Source organism: Psychrobacter sp. ANT_WB68, from assembly GCF_008369115.1.
Lineage (GTDB): Bacteria > Pseudomonadota > Gammaproteobacteria > Pseudomonadales > Moraxellaceae > Psychrobacter.
The window spans coordinates 326,000-348,128 of sequence record NZ_VOAZ01000001.1 but is presented as its reverse complement, the minus strand read 5'-3'; the positions used below and the strand labels follow the sequence as shown (position 1 = coordinate 348,128).

Annotated in this window: 16 protein-coding genes; 8 read left to right on the top strand and 8 right to left on the bottom strand. The window is 43.5% G+C overall.

What is annotated here, in order from left to right:
• Positions 1-66 precede the first annotated feature (66 nt).
• Entirely contained in the window at positions 67-1,428 is a 1,362-nt protein-coding gene (locus FQ084_RS01500) for a Na+/H+ antiporter family protein (RefSeq protein ID WP_149488874.1), read from the bottom strand.
• Between the two features lie 320 nt (positions 1,429-1,748).
• Between FQ084_RS01500 and lon the strand changes: the two genes are divergently transcribed.
• The 3 genes from lon to FQ084_RS01485 all read left to right on the top strand — a co-directional run bounded on the left by lon (position 1,749) and on the right by FQ084_RS01485 (position 6,325).
• A complete protein-coding gene (gene lon / locus FQ084_RS01495) occupies positions 1,749-4,367 on the top strand; it encodes an endopeptidase La (protein WP_262880618.1) in 2,619 nt (872 codons plus the stop codon).
• 131 nt (positions 4,368-4,498) lie between these two features.
• The gene (locus FQ084_RS01490) at positions 4,499-5,596 is read left to right on the top strand and encodes an META domain-containing protein (protein ID WP_188032871.1); all 1,098 of its coding nucleotides are present in this window, start codon (positions 4,499-4,501) and stop codon (positions 5,594-5,596) included.
• A gap of 171 nt (positions 5,597-5,767) precedes the next feature.
• Positions 5,768-6,325, top strand: a complete 558-nt coding sequence (locus FQ084_RS01485; RefSeq protein WP_149488872.1) for a superoxide dismutase family protein — start codon at positions 5,768-5,770, stop codon at positions 6,323-6,325.
• A gap of 140 nt (positions 6,326-6,465) precedes the next feature.
• Here FQ084_RS01485 and topA read toward each other — a convergent pair whose 3' ends face one another.
• Both topA and FQ084_RS01475 read right to left on the bottom strand, forming a co-directional pair.
• On the bottom strand, positions 6,466-9,120 hold the full coding sequence (gene topA / locus FQ084_RS01480; RefSeq protein WP_149488871.1) for a type I DNA topoisomerase: 2,655 nt from the start codon (positions 9,118-9,120) through the stop codon (positions 6,466-6,468).
• Positions 9,121-9,414: 294 nt separating this feature from the next.
• Positions 9,415-9,999: a hypothetical protein gene (locus tag FQ084_RS01475; protein ID WP_149488870.1), complete on the bottom strand. Its 585-nt coding sequence runs from the start codon at positions 9,997-9,999 to the stop codon at positions 9,415-9,417.
• Between the two features lie 324 nt (positions 10,000-10,323).
• Between FQ084_RS01475 and FQ084_RS01470 the strand changes: the two genes are divergently transcribed.
• On the top strand, positions 10,324-10,863 hold the full coding sequence (locus tag FQ084_RS01470; RefSeq protein ID WP_149488869.1) for a DUF2799 domain-containing protein: 540 nt from the start codon (positions 10,324-10,326) through the stop codon (positions 10,861-10,863).
• Positions 10,864-11,102: 239 nt separating this feature from the next.
• Here the strand turns inward: FQ084_RS01470 and FQ084_RS01465 are convergent, their stop codons facing one another.
• The 3 genes from FQ084_RS01465 to FQ084_RS01455 form a co-directional block, all read right to left on the bottom strand.
• The gene (locus FQ084_RS01465; RefSeq protein ID WP_149488868.1) at positions 11,103-11,504 is read right to left on the bottom strand and encodes an ExbD/TolR family protein; all 402 of its coding nucleotides are present in this window, start codon (positions 11,502-11,504) and stop codon (positions 11,103-11,105) included.
• A 106-nt stretch (positions 11,505-11,610) separates the two neighbouring features.
• Positions 11,611-12,318: a MotA/TolQ/ExbB proton channel family protein gene (locus FQ084_RS01460; protein WP_149488867.1), complete on the bottom strand. Its 708-nt coding sequence runs from the start codon at positions 12,316-12,318 to the stop codon at positions 11,611-11,613.
• Positions 12,319-12,413: 95 nt separating this feature from the next.
• Positions 12,414-13,391, bottom strand: coding sequence for an energy transducer TonB (locus FQ084_RS01455; protein ID WP_149488866.1), 978 nt, complete (start codon positions 13,389-13,391; stop codon positions 12,414-12,416).
• Positions 13,392-13,892: 501 nt separating this feature from the next.
• Between FQ084_RS01455 and FQ084_RS01450 the strand changes: the two genes are divergently transcribed.
• From FQ084_RS01450 to FQ084_RS01435, 4 genes are all read left to right on the top strand, one after another.
• Positions 13,893-14,945, top strand: coding sequence for a siderophore ABC transporter substrate-binding protein (locus FQ084_RS01450; RefSeq protein WP_149488865.1), 1,053 nt, complete (start codon positions 13,893-13,895; stop codon positions 14,943-14,945).
• A 69-nt stretch (positions 14,946-15,014) separates the two neighbouring features.
• Positions 15,015-16,115 carry an ABC transporter permease gene (locus FQ084_RS01445; protein WP_149488864.1) on the top strand — a complete coding sequence of 367 codons (1,101 nt, stop codon included), beginning with the start codon at positions 15,015-15,017 and terminating at the stop codon, positions 16,113-16,115.
• A 62-nt stretch (positions 16,116-16,177) separates the two neighbouring features.
• Positions 16,178-17,239 (top strand): iron chelate uptake ABC transporter family permease subunit, encoded by a 1,062-nt coding sequence (locus FQ084_RS01440; RefSeq protein WP_149488863.1) that lies wholly within the window; start codon positions 16,178-16,180, stop codon positions 17,237-17,239.
• Between the two features lie 53 nt (positions 17,240-17,292).
• Positions 17,293-18,063, top strand: a complete 771-nt coding sequence (locus tag FQ084_RS01435; RefSeq protein ID WP_149488862.1) for an ATP-binding cassette domain-containing protein — start codon at positions 17,293-17,295, stop codon at positions 18,061-18,063.
• A gap of 22 nt (positions 18,064-18,085) precedes the next feature.
• Here the strand turns inward: FQ084_RS01435 and FQ084_RS01430 are convergent, their stop codons facing one another.
• Together FQ084_RS01430 and FQ084_RS01425 are read right to left on the bottom strand one after the other, a co-directional pair.
• A complete protein-coding gene (locus FQ084_RS01430) occupies positions 18,086-19,354 on the bottom strand; it encodes a PepSY-associated TM helix domain-containing protein (RefSeq protein WP_149488861.1) in 1,269 nt (422 codons plus the stop codon).
• A gap of 206 nt (positions 19,355-19,560) precedes the next feature.
• The gene (locus FQ084_RS01425; RefSeq protein ID WP_149488860.1) at positions 19,561-21,624 is read right to left on the bottom strand and encodes a TonB-dependent receptor domain-containing protein; all 2,064 of its coding nucleotides are present in this window, start codon (positions 21,622-21,624) and stop codon (positions 19,561-19,563) included.
• Positions 21,625-22,129 lie beyond the last annotated feature (505 nt).

Below are 22,129 nucleotides of genomic sequence, written 5' to 3'. Positions count from 1 at the left end.
AAAAAGGCGAGTGAATTTATAATCATTCGCCTTTTTCGTGTCTATTATCAGAGTATGGATTATGAATTAAAGTACCATCGCCGCGATCCAACCAAACACCAATAACGGAATATTGTAATGAATAAAGGTCGGTACCACACTGTCTTTGATATGGTCATGCTGCCCATCAACGTTTAGACCAGAGGTTGGTCCAAGGGTCGAGTCTGACGCTGGAGAACCGGCATCGCCAAGCGCGCCTGCCGTTCCAATAATGGCCACCGTCGCGAGTGGTGAAAACCCTAAAGAGATACAGAGCGGCACATAAATCGCCGCCAAAATTGGAATGGTCGAGAATGAAGAGCCAATGCCCATCGTCACAATCAAACCTATTAATAACATGATGAATGCTGCCATTGCTTTGTTACCCGCAAACAATGACGCCGCGCCATCAACCAATGGCTGAATCTGTTCGGTCGCTTTCATAACTTCTGCAAAGCCCTGTGCGGTAATCATAATAAAGCCAATCATTGCCATCAGCTTGATACCATCATTAAAGACCGTATCGGCATCACGCCATTTGACCACGCCCGTTGCCATAAAGACACCAAAGCCAAACATCGAGCCCAACAATAACGAGTCAGTATAAAGTTGTACCACAAAAGCGGTGACAATAGCGACCAGAGCGACGATAGTCTTCAGCTTGCTTTGCGTTTGTGCATCCGCTGCTGTTTTGCTTAAAGAATCATTTTCTACCACGGCATCATGTGCTTGTTTATCGATTGCCAGCTGCTGATACTGGCGTGGTTTACGATAGCTGATAAACACTGCCACTAGCAAACCAACGACCATACCTAACGCTGGAATCGCCATGGCTTTGGTGACGGAGATATTAGCGACATCGATACCTGCTTCGCTGACGTTTTTGAGCATGATTTGATTAAGGTAAATATCGCCAAAGCCATAGGGAATAAACATATAGGTGGTGACGAGACCAAAAGTAATCAGACACGCAATCAAGCGTCTATCAATCTGCATGCGATTAAAGGCGAGCAATAAAGGCGGTACGAGCAGTGGAATAAAGGCGATATGAATAGGAATTAAATTTTGGCTAAAGCAGCTCATGGTGACAAGACCTGCAAAAAGCATATACTTAATCATGCCACTGGTGCCACCCGCATCAATGCGTTTGATAACAGCCCCTGCTAAGGATTGTGGCAATCCAGAATGCGCAATTGCCACCGCAAACGCACCTAGTAGCGCATAAGACAACGCAATTTGTGCGCCATTTTTAATACCTTCTTGAAAGGCATTCAAGGTATCGGTCATACCCAAACCAGCAATGAGCCCACCTGCCAGCGCACCGATTAATAAACTGAGTACCACGTGCACCCGCGCTAAAGAAAGCCCTAGCATGATAACGACTGCCAGTAGCACCGCATTGATGGTCATATTCTCGCCCCTTACCCTATATTTTTAGCCTGCTATTGACACATTGCCGACCTATTTAGTTCGCCCTTGCGTTTTAACCCACATTTTAATCCATACAGTCGCTATTTGAACGGAGCGGTTAAGACGCGCGTCATTTTACCTGATTTTGCCCATAAAGCCCACGCGCAGAACCTAACAGACACAAGAGAAAATACCAATAAAGGCGTAATATTCTCACTACTGTTCGTGATAGAGCCTTGCAATTTTGTTTAGCAGCACCATTTATCTAAACATGAACCACTAACTTGACTTTACAAGTCTGGTGAACGAGGAAAGAATATATGAGTGAACATAAAATTGCCCAAGACAATATCGACATCGATGTCGACGTTTCATCTGACGTTGCTGATGATAATGCGCTAAATACCTCATCTGACAATACGTCAGAAAACGAGTCAGCGTCTAAAACTGTTAACGACAATGAGAATAACAGCTATTCTGAAGACAACGTTTCTAAAGACAATGCTTCCAAAGATAATGGTGCGGAAAATTATCTGCCACTACTGGCATTGCGCGACGTGGTTGTTTATCCGCATATGCAAATCGCCTTGTTTGTCGGTCGTGCGCCGTCAGTAAAAGCTGTAGAATTGGCGCAAGCTGAGTACGGCAATAAAGTATTGGTGGTTGCGCAAAAAGACTCACTGACTGAAGATATTGATCAAGACAACTTGTATCAATACGGTACTGTGTGCCGTATCGTCAGCACCATGCCACATGATAGCGATGAGAATTGCATTAAAGTATTGATCGAAGGTCAATACCGTGCGCGTGTCAACAACATTGAGAATCATGACGAGCTATTGATGGCAAGCTTTGACCGTGCTGACCTTGATGTCAGTATGGATGAGAGCCAGCAAAAAAACACCATACAAGCGTTAACCACGCTGTTTGAAGGCTATGCTGATGCGCGTCTGCGTAATGCCCGTGAGCTAACGCGTGTGGCGAAACGTATCGATGATCTGCTTGAGCTGGTTTATTTTATCTCGACCCGCGTGTCGATGGATCTTGACGTTAAGCAATCATTCTTAGAACAAGACGATGTCAAAACCCACATCAATACGTTGACTGAATATTTGATTAAGCAAAGTGCTGAACAAAATATCGAGCAGGATATCCAAGATGCGGTGCGTCAGCAAATGGAAGACAACCAGCGCGAATACTTCTTAAATGAGAAGATGAAAGCCATTAAGAATGAGCTGTCAGATATGAATGACGGCGCCTTTGATGGTGAAGATGATGTGGCTGAGCTTGAGCAGCGTCTAGAAGATGCCGACTTGCCAGAAGATGTGCGCAAAAAGGCTGAGCAAGAACTGAAAAAGCTCAAAATGATGCCACCTGCATCAAGCGAATCTTCAGTAGTGCGCAACTACATTGAGTGGATTTTAGATACGCCGTGGAATGCGACGACCAAAGTTTCTATCAATTTGGATAAAGCCAAAACCGTCTTAGACGAAGATCATTACGGCTTACAAGATGTCAAAGACCGCATTTTAGAATACCTCGCCGTACAGTCACGCGTGAAAAAACTTCGCGGTCCTATTCTTTGCTTAGTCGGTCCTCCCGGTGTTGGTAAAACCTCATTGGGTGAGTCGATTGCGCGTGCAACGGGTCGTAAGTTTGTGCGTATGGCGCTTGGCGGCGTACGTGATGAAGCGGAAATTCGTGGTCATCGCCGTACCTATATCGGTGCTATGCCAGGTAAAATCGTTCAGTCACTGGCAAAAGTTGAAGTCAAGAACCCGCTGTTCTTATTAGATGAAATCGATAAGATGGCGCAAGACTTCCGCGGCGATCCAGCGTCAGCATTGCTTGAAGTATTAGATCCGTCACAGAATGATACTTTTAATGACCATTACTTAGATATGGACTTAGATTTATCACAAGTGATGTTTATCTGTACCGCTAACAGTATGGATATTCCAGCAGCGCTGCTTGACCGTATGGAAGTGATTCGTCTACCAGGTTATACCGAAGCCGAAAAAGTGAATATCGCGCAGAAATATCTCGTGCCAAAAGCCATTAAAAATAATGGTCTTAAAGAAGGCGAGATTGAGATTGTTGAAGCGGCGCTGCATAGCATCGTCCGTAGCTATACGCGTGAAGCAGGTGTGCGTAACCTTGAGCGTGAAGTCAATAAAATCTGTCGTAAAGTGGTTCGCGGTTCGGTTGAAACGCATGGCGCCCGCGCTCCGAAAAGAGCAGAACGTCAGCTGGTCGTAGTTGATGATAAAAACATCGATGACTATCTAGGCGTCCATCAATACGACTATGGTCTAGCAGAAGAAGAGCCCGAGATTGGTCGTATCACTGGTCTTGCGTGGACGCAAGTCGGTGGCGAGTTACTCACTATCGAAGCGGTCGCGATGAAAGGTAAAGGCGAGCTTATCTTTACCGGTTCACTCGGCGATGTGATGAAAGAATCTATTCGTGCTGCCATGAGTGTGGTTCGTGCTCGCGGTGACAGCTTAGGTATCGATTACGAGACCTTTAAAACCACTGACGTTCACGTGCATATGCCAGAAGGTGCCACTCCAAAAGATGGTCCCTCTGCTGGTGGCGCACTAACGACAGCACTGGTTTCTGCCTTAACGGGTATTGCGATTCGTCCAGATATTGCGATGACGGGTGAGATTACCTTACGTGGTAAAATCCTACGTATCGGTGGTCTTAAAGAGAAGCTGCTCGCGGCACATCGTGGCGGTATCAAGCATGTGTTGATTCCAGCGACTAATGAGCGTGACTTGGCCGATATCCCTGATAACGTCAAAGAAGGTTTAACCATTCAGCCAGTGGCGACGATTGATGAGATATTAAAAGTGGCATTGGTGAGTATGCCAGTGCCGCTTAAACCTGCCAAAGTAACGGTTGATCAGACCAAAGGCAAAGCGTTGCACAATTAATTAAACCACTGACAGTTCAATATTAAAAAAGCCGCTTACAGCAATGTAGGCGGCTTTTTTTGACAATAATAAAAAAAATCTGGTTAAAACCCTGTGCTATATTTTAGACAAATGTTTATATGGTAATGAAAATGACTTTAAATCGCTTAACTCTATCCTTATTGCTAGCTGCTTCGTTTTCTGTAGCGTTAACAGGCTGTCAGTCCGCACCGATGAAAAGCCCTCAACAAACGAATACAGTAGATAATACAACCTTCAATCCTATCAACCCTACTGACAATGCTGTCATAAGTGAAGCGCAAGTGATGCAGTGGTCAGGTCACTATGACTGGCAATTGGCGCAAGTAATTAATCAAAACGGTAACATAATCGATATCGAAAATTTTGCACCGATTACCTTAGCAATAGAACCCAGTTCAGTCAGATTTTATCAAGGTTGCGAGCAATATATGCTGGATTTCTATGCGATGTCCGCGCCGCCTTATCCCTATTATTCTCATCTTGCCAAAGTTCCTGCGACCTGTAACGATGACAATGCCCTTGATAATAAAACTGTGATTACAGAGGATAATAGTATTCAATCATTATTTGTTAAGTACGCACCTGTTAGGCTTAATTTCGAGTTATTGCCAACTTCGCATTTAACATCAAAATCAGCGCCAGTCGCCATACAAGCCGCCCCTAAACGCTTGGCGCTTAATATCGAAAATGGCAATCGCTTAATCTTTACAGGTTTAGCAAAGCCACTAGTAGCTCCCACTGGATTGCCGATTACTAATGAGTTATTGGAACACTACGATTGGCAGCTGGTCAGCGCCGTCAGCAATACTTTTGATGAAAAAGGTCAATTAATCAGAAAATCTTTGGGTAATTTTTATCATTCTGACCACCCTATTTCAGCAAGCTTTGAGAGTTGGCCTGACAATCAATACGCCTCCTTTAGCTCAGGCTGTAACGGCTCGCGTGCGCCTTATTTTTTACTCAAAGATAATACTTTTAAGGTCGGCACTATTATTAGTACTGTAATGGGTTGCGGTGAAACAGGCAATCGCATTGAGACTGCTCTATTTGATTTAATGCGCAATAGCAGCAGTAAGCTCACGTTAAGTTTGCAAACCAAAAAACCAGAATCAAAAAACCAAACCGAGTTCCCACACTATAACTTATTGCAAACAATGGAAACTGGCGAAACTCTAGTTTGGCAAAACGAAGTAAAGAAAATACCGTAAACAATTGTCAAAGCCATACGATATTTACATTTATTAACCGATTGTTGCGCATTTGATGAATAACTATATCTAATGCTTGGCTATACTGATTGCGGTATTAAGCAATATTTGAATATTTTAACTAAAATTATAGAAATTCATCATAACGATTAAATATAAATGGAGATAATAATGAATAATACGATGCTTGCAAGTGCCCTATTATGTGGTTCAGCATTAGCAATGACGGGTTGCCAAACGGTCGAAGGTCAGATGCAAACTGGCAACCCGCTTAACCAACCTGCGCTAAAGTCTACTATTAATGCAGTCGCTGGTAATAAAAACGAAGTGGGTCAAATATTCCTACGCCCTGTTGATGGCGGCGTACAAGTCTATGGTAAGCTGATGAATCTGCAGCCAGGTAAGACGGTATCTTTACACATCCATGAAACTGGTAGCTGTGCTGATATGGGTAAAGCGGCAGGTGGCCACTTCAATCCAGACAACAAGCCACATTCTAACCCTAATGACATGAATGGCCATGCGGGTGATTTACCTAACTTAACGGCCAACGCCGATGGTGTTGCTACTATTAATTTTGTGAATAAAAAAATCTCTGCGGCAGAAGCAGGTAAATATAGCGTCAATCGCCTAGCCTTTATCGTCCATAGCGGTGTTGATGATTATACCAGTCAGCCAGCTGGTAATGCAGGCGATCGCGTTGCTTGCGGTATCATCGAAAAGAACTAATCGTATTTAGCCAATAACTTTTAAAGCTCAATACTGTTGGTATTATTGAAATTGATAGCATAAAAAAACCTCTTAGATAATCCTAAGAGGTTTTTTTATGATTTAAAGATATGGTTTAGAGATAAGGTGGTTAAAGAGGCTTACTCTTCCACCCACTCGCCGTTACGCCAGTACACACCCCAACGTGTGGCCTTACCGTTTTTCTCAGAGCCGATATACTGCTCTTTTTTCTTACGTGACCAACGTAAAATTGTTGGATTACCGTCAGGATCTTCATCTGGACCTGCAAACAGATACTGGAATTTATCTTCCATCTTATCTTTGATTTCGCGCAGCTCAGCAAGCTTTGGCGGACGTGTCTCCCGTACTTTCGGGAACTTAGACGCTGCCAAGAACATACCAGCCGCCCCTTCACGCAGGATGAAATAATCATCATGCTTGGTTGATCTGAGCTCTGGTAGATGAATGGGATCCATACGCGGCGGTGCTGCTTCGCCTGTTTTGAGCACTTTACGGGTATTGTCACATTTTTGACAAGCAAAGTAAGGGCCAAAACGTCCGGTTTTTAGTTCCATCTGTCCGTCACACTTATTACAGTCAATGGTCGGTGCATCTGAACCCGGTACTTCAAACTTACCTTCTTCTAAGATATAACCGTCGCAATCAGGATTATTACCGCAGATGTGTAGTTTGAGACCACCGTCAACAATATAGCCGTTCATCGCGGTGCCACATTTCGGACAGCGCTTTTTCTCCATTAAATCTCGGACTTCGGCTGCTTCGTCATCACCCTCGGCATCGTCAAGATTTGCAAATGCTTCAACTGGCATTAAGTTCTTGGTGCCTTTACAACGCTCTTTTGGCGGTAAGTTATAACCCGTACAACCTAAGAATACACCCGTTGACCCCGTACGTAGCTGCATCGGACGATCGCAAATATCACAATGCACATCTGGCACATCAGTTGGATCATTAGGACGCATGCCGTCTTTTTCTTTGGCACGATCAAGGGTCTTTTTAAAGTCGCCATAAAAGTTATCGAGGACATCTTTCCAATCGGTATCGCCTTCTGCGACATGGTCAAGCTTGTCTTCTAGCGCAGCGGTAAAGGTATAATCCATCAAGTCTGGGAAACTTGCCGTTAATCTATCAGTGACGATATCACCCATTTTTTCGGCAAATAAACGCTTGTTCTCTAACTTCACATAACCACGATCTTGAATGGTTGAGATGATAGAAGCATAAGTCGATGGACGACCAATACCTTTTTTCTCAAGCTCTTTGACCAAGCTTGCCTCAGTATAGCGCGGAGGCGGCTTGGTAAAGTGTTGGCTTGGATCAAGCTTATCTAGCGTTAATTTATCGCCCTTTTTAACATCCGGTAATAAAGTATCGTCGGTCTTCGCCGGTGGCATGACTTTAGTAAAGCCATCAAACACTAAGGTACGACCACGTGCTTTTAGTTCAACATCATTGGCAGCAACAAACAGATTCACTGACAGATATTTTGCTGGCAGCATCTGACAGGCAACAAACTGACGCCAAATCAGCTCATATAGACGGATGGCATCACGCTCAACACCTTTAAGCTGGGTTGACTTCATATTGACGTTAGACGGACGAATGGCTTCATGCGCCTCTTGTGCGCCTTGCTTATTACCATAGAAGTTTGGCTTTTCTGGCACGTATTTTGCGCCATAGCTGTCTTCAATATAGCCACGTACCGCCGCCAATGCATCACCAGACAAAAAGGTCGAATCGGTACGCATATAAGTAATATGACCGGCTTCGTATAAGCGCTGCGCCAAAATCATAGTCTTTTTAACCGAGAAGCCCAGTCTTGTGCTGGCTGCTTGCTGTAATGTCGAAGTAATAAATGGCGCACTTGGACGTGATTGCGTTGGTTTTTCTTCGCGTTCTTTAACAATAAAGTCGCTTGAGTTAAGCACTTCTAAGACTTTATCGGTCTGCTCTTTATTGACTAGCTTTAGCGTTTTACCGCCTTGCTTGGTTGCCTCTAAGCGAATCGCAATTTGCTCGGCGTCTTTTTTACTATTAGCAACATGAGTATCGGCATGAATCTGCCAATATTCTTCTGGGATAAAAGCGCGAATCTCATGCTCACGCTCAACGACCAAACGCATGGCAACTGACTGGACACGACCTGCAGACAGACCACGAGCCACTTTTTGCCACAACAATGGTGAGACCATAAAGCCAACCACGCGATCCAAAAAGCGCCGCGCTTGTTGCGCATTAACGCGATCGATATCGAGTTTTGAGGGTTGTTTAAAGGCATTTTGAATGGCGGTTTTAGTAATCTCGTTAAAGACCACCCGCTCATACTTGCTGTCAGCGCCACCGATGACTTCTTTGAGATGCCAAGCGATGGCCTCCCCTTCTCTATCCATATCCGTTGCGAGATAGATTTTGTCAGCGTCTTTAGCTAAGGCTTTCAGCTCTTTGATGACTTTGGTTTTATTGGGCAATACTTCATAGACTGCTGCCCAGTTATGTTCTGGGTCGACGCCCATGCGCCGGACCAATGCTTGCTGAGTTTTCTCTTCTTTGCTTAGGCTGTCATCTTTTTTGCTTGCGGCAGGCTTCTTTGCACTTTTGCTCGCACCCACTGGCAAATCACGGACATGACCGATACTTGAGCGCACGATAAAGTCATCACCCAAGTATTTGTTGATGGTTTTTGCCTTAGCAGGTGATTCAACAATCACCAAAGACTTGCCTTTGGGGCGGTCAGCAGCCGGAGCTGGACTCTTTTTGGTTGCGGGTTTTGCCATAAGTGACGACACCATAATAAGTAAATTGAAATAAGGATAAATTCGGCAGCATGGCAATTTATAATAGTTAGTTATAATGGCTCAGCGAATTATTGTAGTAAGGGCTGCCGATAAAAACGGTTATAAAACAAACAATAACCATAACGCATAGATACAGTTATAAAGACGTTACACTGCTAAGCGTTAAGCTGTCAACTTAAAATGACTGAGAGTTTGCCAAAAGGACTTGCATATTGCCTCTTAATGGAGACGAAAAATTCATTTGCTAGCTCATCGCGATTTTTATAGCTGCTTTTACATCTGTAATGCCCATCTCTCAAGGTTTTCTTTCAGTGCCAGCAAGTCAGCTTCAATCAATTTTTGCTGATAAGCAGGGTTGGTCGAGGGACGCACATAGGCAATATCTTCCCAATAAATAATAATGCTATTGGCCTTGGTTAATAGACCTTTGACAAATGGTTCAATACTAACGGGCAAATCGAGTGGCATCTTATCCAGACTAAAATTGGTCTTTTTGACATCCGTTTTGGTATTGTTTTGGCTGGAACGAATGGCACTCGGAATAGTCAGTTTGGTATCTTCTGTGGACGTATCAACAAAACTGCTATCTGGTCGCCATTGTCCATCAATCACTTGATAGCGAGTATGCGGCAGCTGCATATCGTCTAGCACTAGGCAGTATTGTCCTAGCATCCCGCGACCATACTCATTGTCTTTGCCCTTTATCCAATCTGGACAAGTCACCAATTTGGGATTGAGTTGTAAGCGACGCGCAGTCATACGCAGCTTATCCAAACGCTGGTCGATTCCGCTAGGCTTGAGCGCCATCATACTCCCTAATACAAATAGTACAATGGCGATCGCAATCCACATTCCCATGACAGTCTGACCTTTTCGCTGAATTGAAGTAATGCTATCAACTCAAATAGAGCTAATAGCATATAAGTCTGGTTATTTATCTATACAAGCGGCTGTTATCTATATGAATGAGCGCCAACCATTAAAATCAAGCATAATTAATTGATATCATTAATAAGCTGCTAAACGCTGAGCAAACATGACACTTACCAACACATTATTATTTATATTGGCATATCAACTACTTAGTACAGAAAACCATTCATTCGATAACAAGATGCAAGAAGTTGGTCGTATAAAAAAGTGCTATGATAAACCATAATTTTAAACATGCGCAGGTTTATTATGAATTATCCTCTTAAGCGAAACTCATCGACTGCCTCACAAGTGAATAAACGTGTGAGTAAATTCATAAGTAAACCGCGTTTGGCCATTTCGCTAGTAGGCGCTGCCTTGTTTACTTTATCGGGCTGCGCCACGACGCACAGCCTAACACCCGAACAGTGCCAAAGCAGCAATTGGCAAGAAGTCGGCTATGCGGATGGTATCCGTGGGCGCTCAGGCGCTTATTTTGGGCATTATATCAATCAATGCGCAAGCATCGTTGGCGCAACGCCCAATCGCATATTGTGGGAACAAGGGCGTCAGCAAGGACTTAAAAATTACTGTACTGAGCTTAATGCCTACAAGCTAGGTCGTGAAGGCTATGATTGGCAGCCTGTCTGTCCACTCGAAGGCATCGAAAAACTTGAGGAAGCCTACGCGCAAGGGCGCTACTATTATATCCGCCAGCGTGACCTTGATTATCTGAGCTCACCCTATCCATTTGGTTATGGTCCAGGACGTTTAGGGTATGGTTATCGCCCATTTGGTTATGGCTGGTAATTACCATTTAAATTATTCACTCAGGTTAAAGGCTGTCGAAAAAAAAGATAACCTCGCAAGGTTATCCAAGCGAGGCCGGAGAAAAAATTTATTATTTTAATTATTCTTATTATTGTCTTGGTTGTTTTCTTATTGATAAGCCTACTTATTTATCTTGGTAGCTTATTCTTATAGAAGCTGTCGTTATCGCCTATCTACTTTTTAGTGTTACTCGTTGTTAGGTTCTGCTCTTTTAAACCTTACTCGTTAACAAAAGCAACCTTCGTTAACCCCGCTTGACTGGCAGCTGCCAATACTTGCGCCACCGTATCATATTTGCCTTCTTTATCGGCACGCAGCTGTATAGAAGGATCTTTGCCACTCGCCGACTGCGCTTGCAGACGCGCTGCTAACGCCTCCATACTGATAGGCTCATCATCCCAATACAGACCCGCTTCTTTATCGATGCTAATTTGAATAGCTTCTGGCGGCGCTTGGTTTAACTCAGCACTGGTCTTTGGCAAATCTAATGGGACCGTTGGGTTTAGTACCGTCGCCGTCAATAAAAAAATAATCATCAACACCAGCATGATATCGATGAGTGGAATAAGGTTCATCTCACTCATGCTTTGACTGTCATCATCACCCAATTGAAATGCCATAATTATTCTCAATACTGTTAGTTGAAGTCTTTGCCATTCGTGCTTTTAACTGATTTTCACGTTATTCTTTTAAACTACTTTAGCTTATCATTTTTTTATTAAATAATTATGACAGCTGCGATGGCGCTGACTTACGATAAGCTTCAGATGACTGAACGGCTTGTTGCTCTGAGCTCATACTTTTGGTGAATTTCTCTTGGGTGGCGCGCGCTGTGCTGCTTGCTGTTGATTGCTGAGCTGTCAGTTGTTGATTACCGGTAAGATTGGTGGATTGCGCCAATAAATCGTGCGCTCTATCATTGGCGTGGTACATTACACGGCGATTGATACGCACCGCAAGGTTATAAAACACCACGGCTGGAATCGCAACAGCGATACCCAGTCCCGTCATAATAAGGGCTTCACCAACCGGCCCTGCTACTTGCCCTAAGCCCGCTTGTCCACTGACACCGATATTATGCAGTGCATGAAAAATACCCCACACCGTGCCAAACAAACCAATAAATGGCGCAATCGCCGCTGTGGTACCAAGAATAGCCAGCCCGCGCTCACTAGCAAAACGGTAGCGACCAATATGCTTGAGTAAGGTCTGCTCTATCACCAAACGCCGTGTCGCCGCCTCTTTATCAGTTAAACTTGCCTGCTTACTATGAATCTGCTCACTCAAATCATCGGCAACACTAGCCGCCAGTTTGCGACTTTGCAGTATTCGGATGATACCGGTCACCCAAGAAACGATAGATAAAGCAAGGAGCAAGAAGAATAAGGTTCTGGTGACCATATCGCTATATTGCCAGTAAGTTGTAAAGTCCATATCAGACTCCTTAAGTGGGATGTCATTACTTGTTATTTTATGATTTGCAACAGTACACGTTTCAATATCTATTACTTTACATCTTTGCTATATATCTATGGAACCGCATAAGCGACAGGCAACGTGACATTACCGACCACTGGTACGCCGTTTTTGGTAAAGGGTTTGAATTTACCAGAGCGGACCTGACGCTGTGCCTCTTTATCTACTAGTGAGTTGCCTGATGATTGGATAATTCGCACGCTATCGATACCGCCTTGTTTATTAACCCTCAATACTAACACCACATTGAGCGTATCGCCTGAACGGGCTCGCCTAGCCGCGCGCTCGGGAAAGCTAAAGTTAGGGGCAGAAGCCCAGTTAGCAGCGCTGGCAGTAAAATTGACAGGTTCATTACTTGCAGCAGCAGCTTTGGCATCAGCCTCTGCTCGGGCAGCGGCTTCTGCAGCTTGTTTAGCAGCATTTTCGGCTGCCTGCGCTTGGGCCTCAAGAGCGGCTTTTGCATTTGCTTTTTGAATGTCTTCTTGCAGCGCTTTAGCTCGGGCTTGGTCTGCAGCTTGTTGCGCAGCTTTCTCTGCCTGTGCGGTAACGCGGCGGCGTTGCTCGTCAGCGATTGACTGCTCAACGTCAGGTTGTTTCCGTTCTGGCTGCTGGTTTTCTATTTTCTTTACTGGTTTTTTTTCTATGGGCGGTTGCTGTGGTGATTTATCTTTCTGAACCGTCGGTTTTTTATCTCTTACCACTGGCTCTTCTTGCGTAATAGCTTCAGATTTTTGTTTTGGCTTTGGTTCGGACTGTGGTTCAGAATGTGGTTTAGACTTAGGTTCAGTTATCGGCTGTGTCTTACTTGGCGGTGTTTCTGCTACCTCAGCAACCACACTCTCGATAGGCTCATTAGGCAATGAGACCATTTCGATTTCGATCGGCGGCGTTTCTTTTATGAGCTCAGTTTTAGGCTCAGGCGCTTTTATTGCCACCAAGGCAATTGCCGTGAGCACATGTAGACCGACCACTATAATAATAGCGATAAGTATCAGTCTTAGTGGTGGCGCGTCTAAATCCGTTGAACTCATAACACCCAAACATTTAACCGTTATAGAATGGCGTTGATAATAATGCAAACGATAACTATTATCAATAGTAGATTTCTATTATCTTTATCCTTTTGCCTTATATATCAGACAATATTATTTAAAGGATTGATTTGAATATTAAGGTTTTACGCTGGTTTTACACTAGGCAATCAGCACTTTTTTAGCATGATTGCGGTAAAATCCATACTTGTTAATAAAAATCATTATCATTAATATTGATAATAAATCTCAACTACTTTATGATAACTGCTGTTTTGTGATGGTAACAAAAGCAGCTTATCGTAAAAATCCAATCATGAATCCATTATAAAAAGAAACATCGATACATTAAAAGCATCGATACGTTAACGATTTAGCCAAAAGAATAGTTGATTAGCGTTTCGTTTATGCGCGCTAAACAAGCTATTTCATTATTTTGCAGTTTTTATTTGACCATTCTTATAATAATACTGCCCAAACCTTTGATATACCGAGTTATTTATGCCTACTATTTCATATTCTAATCGCCCTAGCACCCCTTTCTTTAAACGTTCACTATTGACTGCCATGATGACAGCGCTGATCGCCAGTATTGGCTTGGCAGGTTGTAGCTCTCCTGACTCCAGTGATACCGAATCAACAGCAACCAAAGCAGAGAATAAAACGGCCGATGCGGCCTCAAATGTTGCCAATAATGACAACGTCTCTGTGTCGACCATCGCTATCGATACGATAAAAGGCAAGGTTGATTTGGCAATAAATCCGTCACCTTTGGTCGTTTATGACATGACCTTGATGCAGGATTTGGCAGCGCTCGACGTGGCGGTCGATGGTATGCCAAGTGGGCTACATCTAAATAACTTACAGTCTAAAGTACATCCTGATCCTAAAGGCGTCGGTACCGTATTTGAGCCAGACCTTGAGGCATTAAATGCGATGCAGCCGCAAGCTATTTTGGTTGGCTCACGTATGGCAGAGAAATACGATGCGTTATCAAGTATCGCGCCAACGCTCGATATGAGTATCGATACCGCAAATATCTACGAATCAAGCAAACAGCGCCTGCATGATTTGGGTGCCTTATTTGGCAAAAGCGATCAAGCGGCGAAATTGCAAGGCAACATTGACACGCTTATCGATGAGACTAAAACCCTAACCAAAGATAAAGGTAAAGGCTTAGTAGTCATGGTCAATGGTAATAAGCTGTCTGCTTATGGTGATAAGTCGCGCTATGGCTTTATTCATACGGTATTAGATATCCCGATGGCCGATGACCAAATCGCTGATGCCCGTCACGGTCAGCCGATCTCATTTGAGTATTTACAAAAGACCAATCCAGATTGGCTATTCGTGGTCGATCGCAGCGCAGCGATTGGTGAAGATGGCGCTGGTGCCAAAGCCGTACTGAACAACCCATTGGTCGCGCAAACCACTGCTTGGAATAAAGACCAAGTGGTTTACCTAAGCCCAGACTCTTACTTAGCATTCGGCGGTTACTATCAGTGGATGCAGGATTTGACCATGATTAAAGATGCGTTTGCTAATGCGAAATAAACGCTATTACTGTTCGAACAATCATTACTGATTGTATTTTAGCCACTCATCTCTAAGCCAGTAAACGCTATGTCGTTATTTTCATCTCGCGCTCATACCAACGTTACAGCCAGTACTTCTTTGCCAGCTGCACCCTCAAGCTGGCAACATGAGACTGCGAATAGTCAGGGTCATAAACATCAACGTACCGCCATACCTCCGTGGTTAATTAACACAGCTAGCCTCATTATTATGGGGCTTTTGGTGTTACTGAGTTTATCAATTGGCGTTGCCGACTTTTCATGGTCAGGTATCTTGCAGAGCATTGTTAACCATAGTGCTAATTCTGACAGCTCGCTGCTATTGGTCAGCCGCATACCGCGTACCATCGCCATTATTTTGACTGGTATCGCCATGGCGGTGGCAGGGATGATTATTCAGGTAGTGCTCAAAAACCGCTTCGTTGAGCCATCGATGGTTGGTGCAACCCAAAGCGCCGCGCTAGGACTGCTAGTAGTCAGCTTACTGTTTCCAGCCAGTTCACTGCTTATTAAAATGGGCGTCGCGACCATCGCTGCGGTATTTGGCATGATGCTATTTATGCTGCTTATCCACCGTATTCCGCCGACGGATTTCTTGATGATTCCGCTGATTGGTATTGTCTTTGGCGGCATTATTGAAGCAGTGACAACCTTTATTGCGTATCAAACTGAATCGCTACAGATGCTCAGCGTTTGGCAATTTGGTGACTTCTCAAGCGTATTATCAGGTCGTTATGAGCTGCTGTGGTTGACTGGTGGACTGTGCGTACTGGCTTATGTCATCGCCGATAAACTGACCATCGTCGGGTTGGGCGATAATATTGCGCTCAATCTAGGTATCAGCAAACGACAAGTGACGTGGCTCGGTGTCGGTATGGTAGCCATGATGAGTGCTGTTGTCGTCGTGACGGTTGGCATGATTCCCTTTATTGGATTGGTCGTACCGAATATCGTCAGTCGTATTATGGGTGATAAGCTCAGACGCAGCTTGCCAGCAGTGGCACTATTGGGTGCATCAGCAGTATTGCTCTGCGATATTATAGGGCGCTCCATTCGTTACCCTTTTGAAGTGCCTGTTGCGACCGTATTTGGTGTGGTCGGCACGGTAATATTTTTATGGCTATTATTACGTGCACCTGCTGAGTCCTAAAAGATCTGTATCGTTTCAGTGATCGTTGTTTTACTTGCTACTCCCTTTTATAAGATTCACGTATGTTTTTACCTTCTGCATCCTCTAGCCCAACAGGCGATTCTATTATTAATAGTGACGTCTCCAGCCTTAACCCATTTGCAAAATTTTGGGCATGGCTGTGGTTAATAATAAGTCAACATCCTAAATTAATTGCCGCTATCATTTTACTAATTTCAGCGATTTTATTTTTAACAGTTAATGTCCATGGGCATTGGGATTTTGCACTGCCATTACGGGGTAAAAAATTACTGGCGTTAATAGTGGTCGGTTATGCGATTGGCGTCTCGACGCTACTGTTTCAAACCCTCACACATAATCCTATTTTGACGCCTTCCTTATTAGGGTTCGATTCGCTTTATGTGTTATTACAAAGCTTACTGGTGTTCTTTTTGGGCGCAATTAGCTTTACCAGTATAAATCCTATTGCCAAATTTACCCTCGAAATAGTCCTCATGTTTGGTGCGTCGTTATTGCTATTTAAATTACTATTTTCCAAGAGCAACCAAGATTTAACGCGGCTAATTTTGGTAGGCGTTATTTTTGGGGTATTGTTTCGCAGCTTATCGGCATTGGTTGCACGACTGATTAACCCTGATGATTTTGTCGTCGTCCAGTCTGCCAGTTATGCGCAGTTTAATACGATTAATCCGCAGTTACTCGGTATTAGCTTCATTATCTGTGTGGTTAGTGGGCTATTTATCTGGCGTTGGCGCTATCAGTGTGATGTGCTCATGTTAGGTAAAGCGCAGGCGATTAATTTAGGCATCAACTATCAACGCTTAGCGTTTGGACTATTAACCGTCATTGCAGTACTGGTCGCTACAGCAACCGCACTGGTAGGCCCAGTGACGTTTTTTGGTCTATTGGTCTGCGCATTAACCAATCGCATGGCGCGCCATATGTATCACAGCGAACGCCTGATATTGGTCAGCTTGGTGGCGATGATTTGCTTGGTACTCGGCCAGACAGTATTCGAGCAAGTACTAGGCATGGCAGGTGTATTATCGGTAGTGATTGAATTGGCGGGTGGCTTGGTATTTTTAGCGTTAATATTTATGAACCAACGCCGCTCGAGTCATTAATCATAAAAATTTATTGAAAATTCAGCTCACAGATACTCAAATTAAGAACAACTATGATAAAAATAACTGGCGTCTCGCATCATATTGGCAAACAGCAGATTTTGCATGACATCGACTTATCGCTGCCACCCTCACAAGTAATTGCTTTAATAGGCCCCAATGGCGCGGGCAAATCTACGTTGTTTTCGGTCATGGCGCGCTTGCAACCGTTACAATCGGGGCAAGTCAGTTTTTCTGTAGATAACGAGGAACGTGATATCGCCAATTGCCATGCGCGGACGCTGTCTAAAACGGTGGCGATGCTTGGACAAGACAATCAAGTGCAAGGACGGCTGCGCGTGCATGAGCTACTGATGTTTGGGCGCTATCCTTATCACCAAGGGCAACCAGCGGCTGATGATCAGCAAAAAGTACAAGATATTATCGAACGCTTTGAGCTTGAGCCGTTAGCTGAGCGCTTCTTATCGACATTATCCGGTGGTCAACGGCAGCGCGTATTGATTGCGATGATTGTTTGCCAAGATACACCTTATTTATTGCTTGATGAGCCGCTGAACAATTTAGATATGTACCATGCGGGACGTCTAATGCGTGAGCTGCGTGAGTTGAGCCATACTGAGCAAAAAACCGTGGTGATCGTCTTACATGATATCAATCAAGCCGCGCAATTTGCCGATACCGTAGTGACCATGAAATCAGGTCAGGTCATGGCGGTGGGTCAACCTACCGATGTCATCACCCAACAGACCATGAAAGATTTATATAACGTCGATGTGACGGTATTAAATCATCAAGGCCGTCCAGTGATTATCGATACGGTTTAATTCTGTTAAGTCTAAATTTAAACTATCTCAGATTTTGCAAATATTTTAACCGTTTCTGGCTCCCTTTCCACCACAAATAAACCCCAGTACCAGACAACACTGCTACTGCCAAACCAATCAACGCTAAGAGAATTTGATATGCCAGATGACCTACGCCGTGACTGATATGTCCCATATGCAATGTCGATAACCATTGGTCAGTTTTATGTCCAAATGAGGCGTTTTGATAACCAAAGTTCACGCGCTCAACATTGCCCGTTGCAGCATCGATAGTAATAGATGAAGTACCTCCTTTTTTGCCAATATCTTTATTGGTCTTAAAGCGCATCTGCCATTGATTGTCCTCTGCGACCCAGCGTATGCCCAATAACTGCTGCACGCTTAGCTCGTTATTTCGCGCGGCAATCTTCGCTTGCTTGCTGACATACTCAATACTATTGGCTTTATTGACCACATCATTAACCTTATCAGCACCTGTTTTATTGTTAACGCTAACTGGCGTCGTATTTGGCAGAATCTGTACACTGCTTTTATCTACTTTTTTCGATTTGCCATCTTTTCCGGCTTTTTCTTCAAGCTCGACTACCACTTGCATCACTGGCTTATAAACCTGCTGCAAATTAAAACCCACACTCGACCACGCAATCACAAACAACATCAGCCACAGCCATAAGCCAAACGCTTGATGCACATCATAATTCAACTTAAAGGTATTGGTGTTGCGGCGGATTTTCCATGCTGGTAGCCAGCATCTTAATAAAGCAGCACGTTTTTTAGCTGGCTTTTGACGGCTATCATGACTCTTTTTAATGGTCCGTGGCAACGTTAAATAAAGACCAATAAAGCAATTAATCGTCCAAACCAACGCGATAACACCTAATATCAGCTTGCCAATATCACCAAGCAATAAATCACGGTGTAACCAAAACACTTTCCACATGGTATTGCGCCATGCCCATTCGTCTTTATCTCGCGTCCCAATGATATCTCCGTTATAAGGGTTTACATAGACCTCTTGGAACGCTGCTTCGGGCTGATTTTTTCTGGTCTGATCTCGGACTTTATCTACCGAAAATACTGCATATTTATTAGTGGCTATCGAAGTTGGCATGGTCGAAAAACCATATTCTGGATAGCTGCTAATCACCTTGTCATGAAGGGTAGCGATAGACAGTAGCGGCGTCTGCGCTTTCTCAACATAGGCCAAACGTTGATTGAACACATCATCTAGCTCGTCATGAAATGCCAATAACGCCCCAGTCAGTCCAGCCATGATTAAAAAGGCTGCCATCACCAGTCCGGTATAACGGTGAATCCATAGGCAAATGAAGATGAAGTCATGAATATAATTCTTTATGAATTTAGAGAGATAGTCGGAGTACAGACAAGAAGTAATTGAGCATAACTTCTAAAAAACGTGTATTAAAAAACCAGCTTTCCTCTAAAGGAAACTGGCTTTTTTACTTACCAATCCGTTATACGTCAATCAGTATAGATTTAAAACTGATACGTCAATGACGCTTTGATATTACGACCTTTTTCAAAGTCAGTAGCAACATCATCAATCGGATTTAGACGAGATGAGTGGCTGGCATAAACTTCATCGAAAAGATTATAAACGCCAAGAGTGGCTTTTAATCCATCAACTTGTCTTGGCGAATAGTTCATAAAGATATCATGAACGTTATAGCTTGGTTTTTTAACATCATTTTCAGCCGTATTCGGCATCACTGAAGCGACATACGTACTGCGCCAGCCAATATCTGTGGTCTCTGTTGGGGCATAAGCCAGATTGACCATATATTTATCACCTGACTCTGAGCTGCTTCCGGTCACTGATGGAATGCTGTAGCCCGTGTTTTCACCTTTGCTGCGCGCGCGCGAATAGCTCAAACCCATACTAAAATCATTCATTTTATAATCAGCGGCGAGCTCAACCCCTTTAATTTTATAATCTTCATATTTATTGATGTCACCTTGACATTCACCACCTGGTTGTCCAGTGACACAGTCTAAGCCAACGCGAGTTCCGCCGGAACGAACAAATTCGATATAGTTTTCAATATCGGTTTCAAAGTATTTACCGCTTAATTGTAGTGCATCACCGGCTACCGTTAGGTCGCGTAGCGTTTTGACGATACCCACTTCAGCGTTAGATCCTTCCTCTGCTTTTAATTCATTATTAACGTACGTTTTATCGCCACTTGAATTGAAGATTGTTTGGCTTAAATCAGGACCATTAAATAACTGCGTGTAGCTAGCAAACACTTGCGTCAATGGTGCAATCTCGTAGCTTGCGGCAAGTGCACCGACGACGTTATCATAGGTTTTGCCACTAGCGATAAAATCAGGAGATTTGTAGCGGTCATAACGCACACCGGGCGTTAAAGTGAGCTTACCATTTCTCCATTGGTCTTCTAGATAAACGGAAGTATTTGTTGCCTCATCTGTCCCTTTTTTGACAAAGTCGCGCTCCATCTCCGACTCTTTTTTATAGTGCTCAATACCAGATATGAGCTTGTGTGTGCCAACATTCGTAGCAATGTTACTGGTGTTTTGGATTTTTGCGCCTGTGGTTTGAACTTGAGCGTTAAAATCAAAACCTGGATCATTAATATAGTCAGAATCACGCAAAATACGGGTTTTGGTCTGATACACATTGGTGTCTATATCAATCAATGGATTGCTAGGATTAAAGTTATAATCGATACCATAAGTATCGCGCTTCACCTGTTGCGGAATTGGTGGCTCAGAGCGACTAGGAAAGTCTGGACGGAATGGGAAAATACCTTTCTTTTCAGTACTACTAAAGTTTGCGCCAATATGATGGTCATCCGCAATATAAGCGCCGGCCTTTAATAAGATGCTTTCAGTTTTACTGTCTTCAAACAGCTCACGACCGTTACCATCTTCGCCAGAATCAGTATCGCGCTTACCATAATAAGCCAGTAAGTCAACATTGTCCGTTGGCGCTGCAAACACCGTGGCTGAGGTCAGCAGTTCATCATTATTACTGGCGTATCCTGCGTGTAATTTGGCACCGATTCTTTGACCCGGTTTTAGCAAGTCAGCCGCATCAACGGTTGTAAAAGCCACCGCACCACCAATGGCATCATTTCCTAGCGTCACTGAGTTATTACCGACCGCGACATCCGCTTGCTTGAGCAAGTCAGGATCAAGGGTCAAATCGCCCATATGATAAAAAAGTTTACCTTCTTGACGGGCACCATCGATAGTGACTTTCAGGTTGCTGTCTTCAAGACCACGAATACGAATACGCTGATTGACTGCTGAGGTACCACCTACGGTAACCCCAGGAACGACATTCAAAAAATCGCTCAAATGGCTGGCTTGCTGCGCTGGAGTGTAGTCTTCGACATAAACCCCATCTTCTTGGACTTTTTCGCGGACTGAGCTATTGGCGGTCACGGTGATGGTTTGTAAGGTGGTACTAGGCAATTCCTCTGCCGCAACCGCTAGCTGTGACCATAAAACGGCTGAGACAGCCATCGATAAGACCGTTAATTGATTAGAAAATGTTGCTGATTTGACTTCACGCATAACACACTCACTTTACTTACTATTAGGATTGAAGGAATGAAGAGCAATTTTTGAGAATTTATTTAAGATTTTTTCATAAAGCTTATTAGAGGTTTTACCCAATTATTCCAAAGCTACGATGAAAAACCTTTATTAATCATGAACTTACAATTCTCGTTACTAAGTAACGCACATACGAGAATGAAATAATTAATGATAATGATAATAATTATCATTTAAATAATGACAGGCATAATAACGAAGTATTAACAATTTGGCAATAAATAATGTGAGAAATTTAATATTTCGATAAGTTTGCTTAAAAACGAGGGAGTTAAGGACGATAAAGGTTGTAAATACTGCGTTAAAAGGAGCTGTTTAAGCGTTAAAGGCAATCCTAATATTACGCTGATGATTAATTGGCAAAAACATTCTTGATATAAACGTTAACAGCAATACCAATCATAAATGTATATTCAGCAGCGATATACTTAGCGCTTGTTTTTCTTGTACTACTGTACTAGAA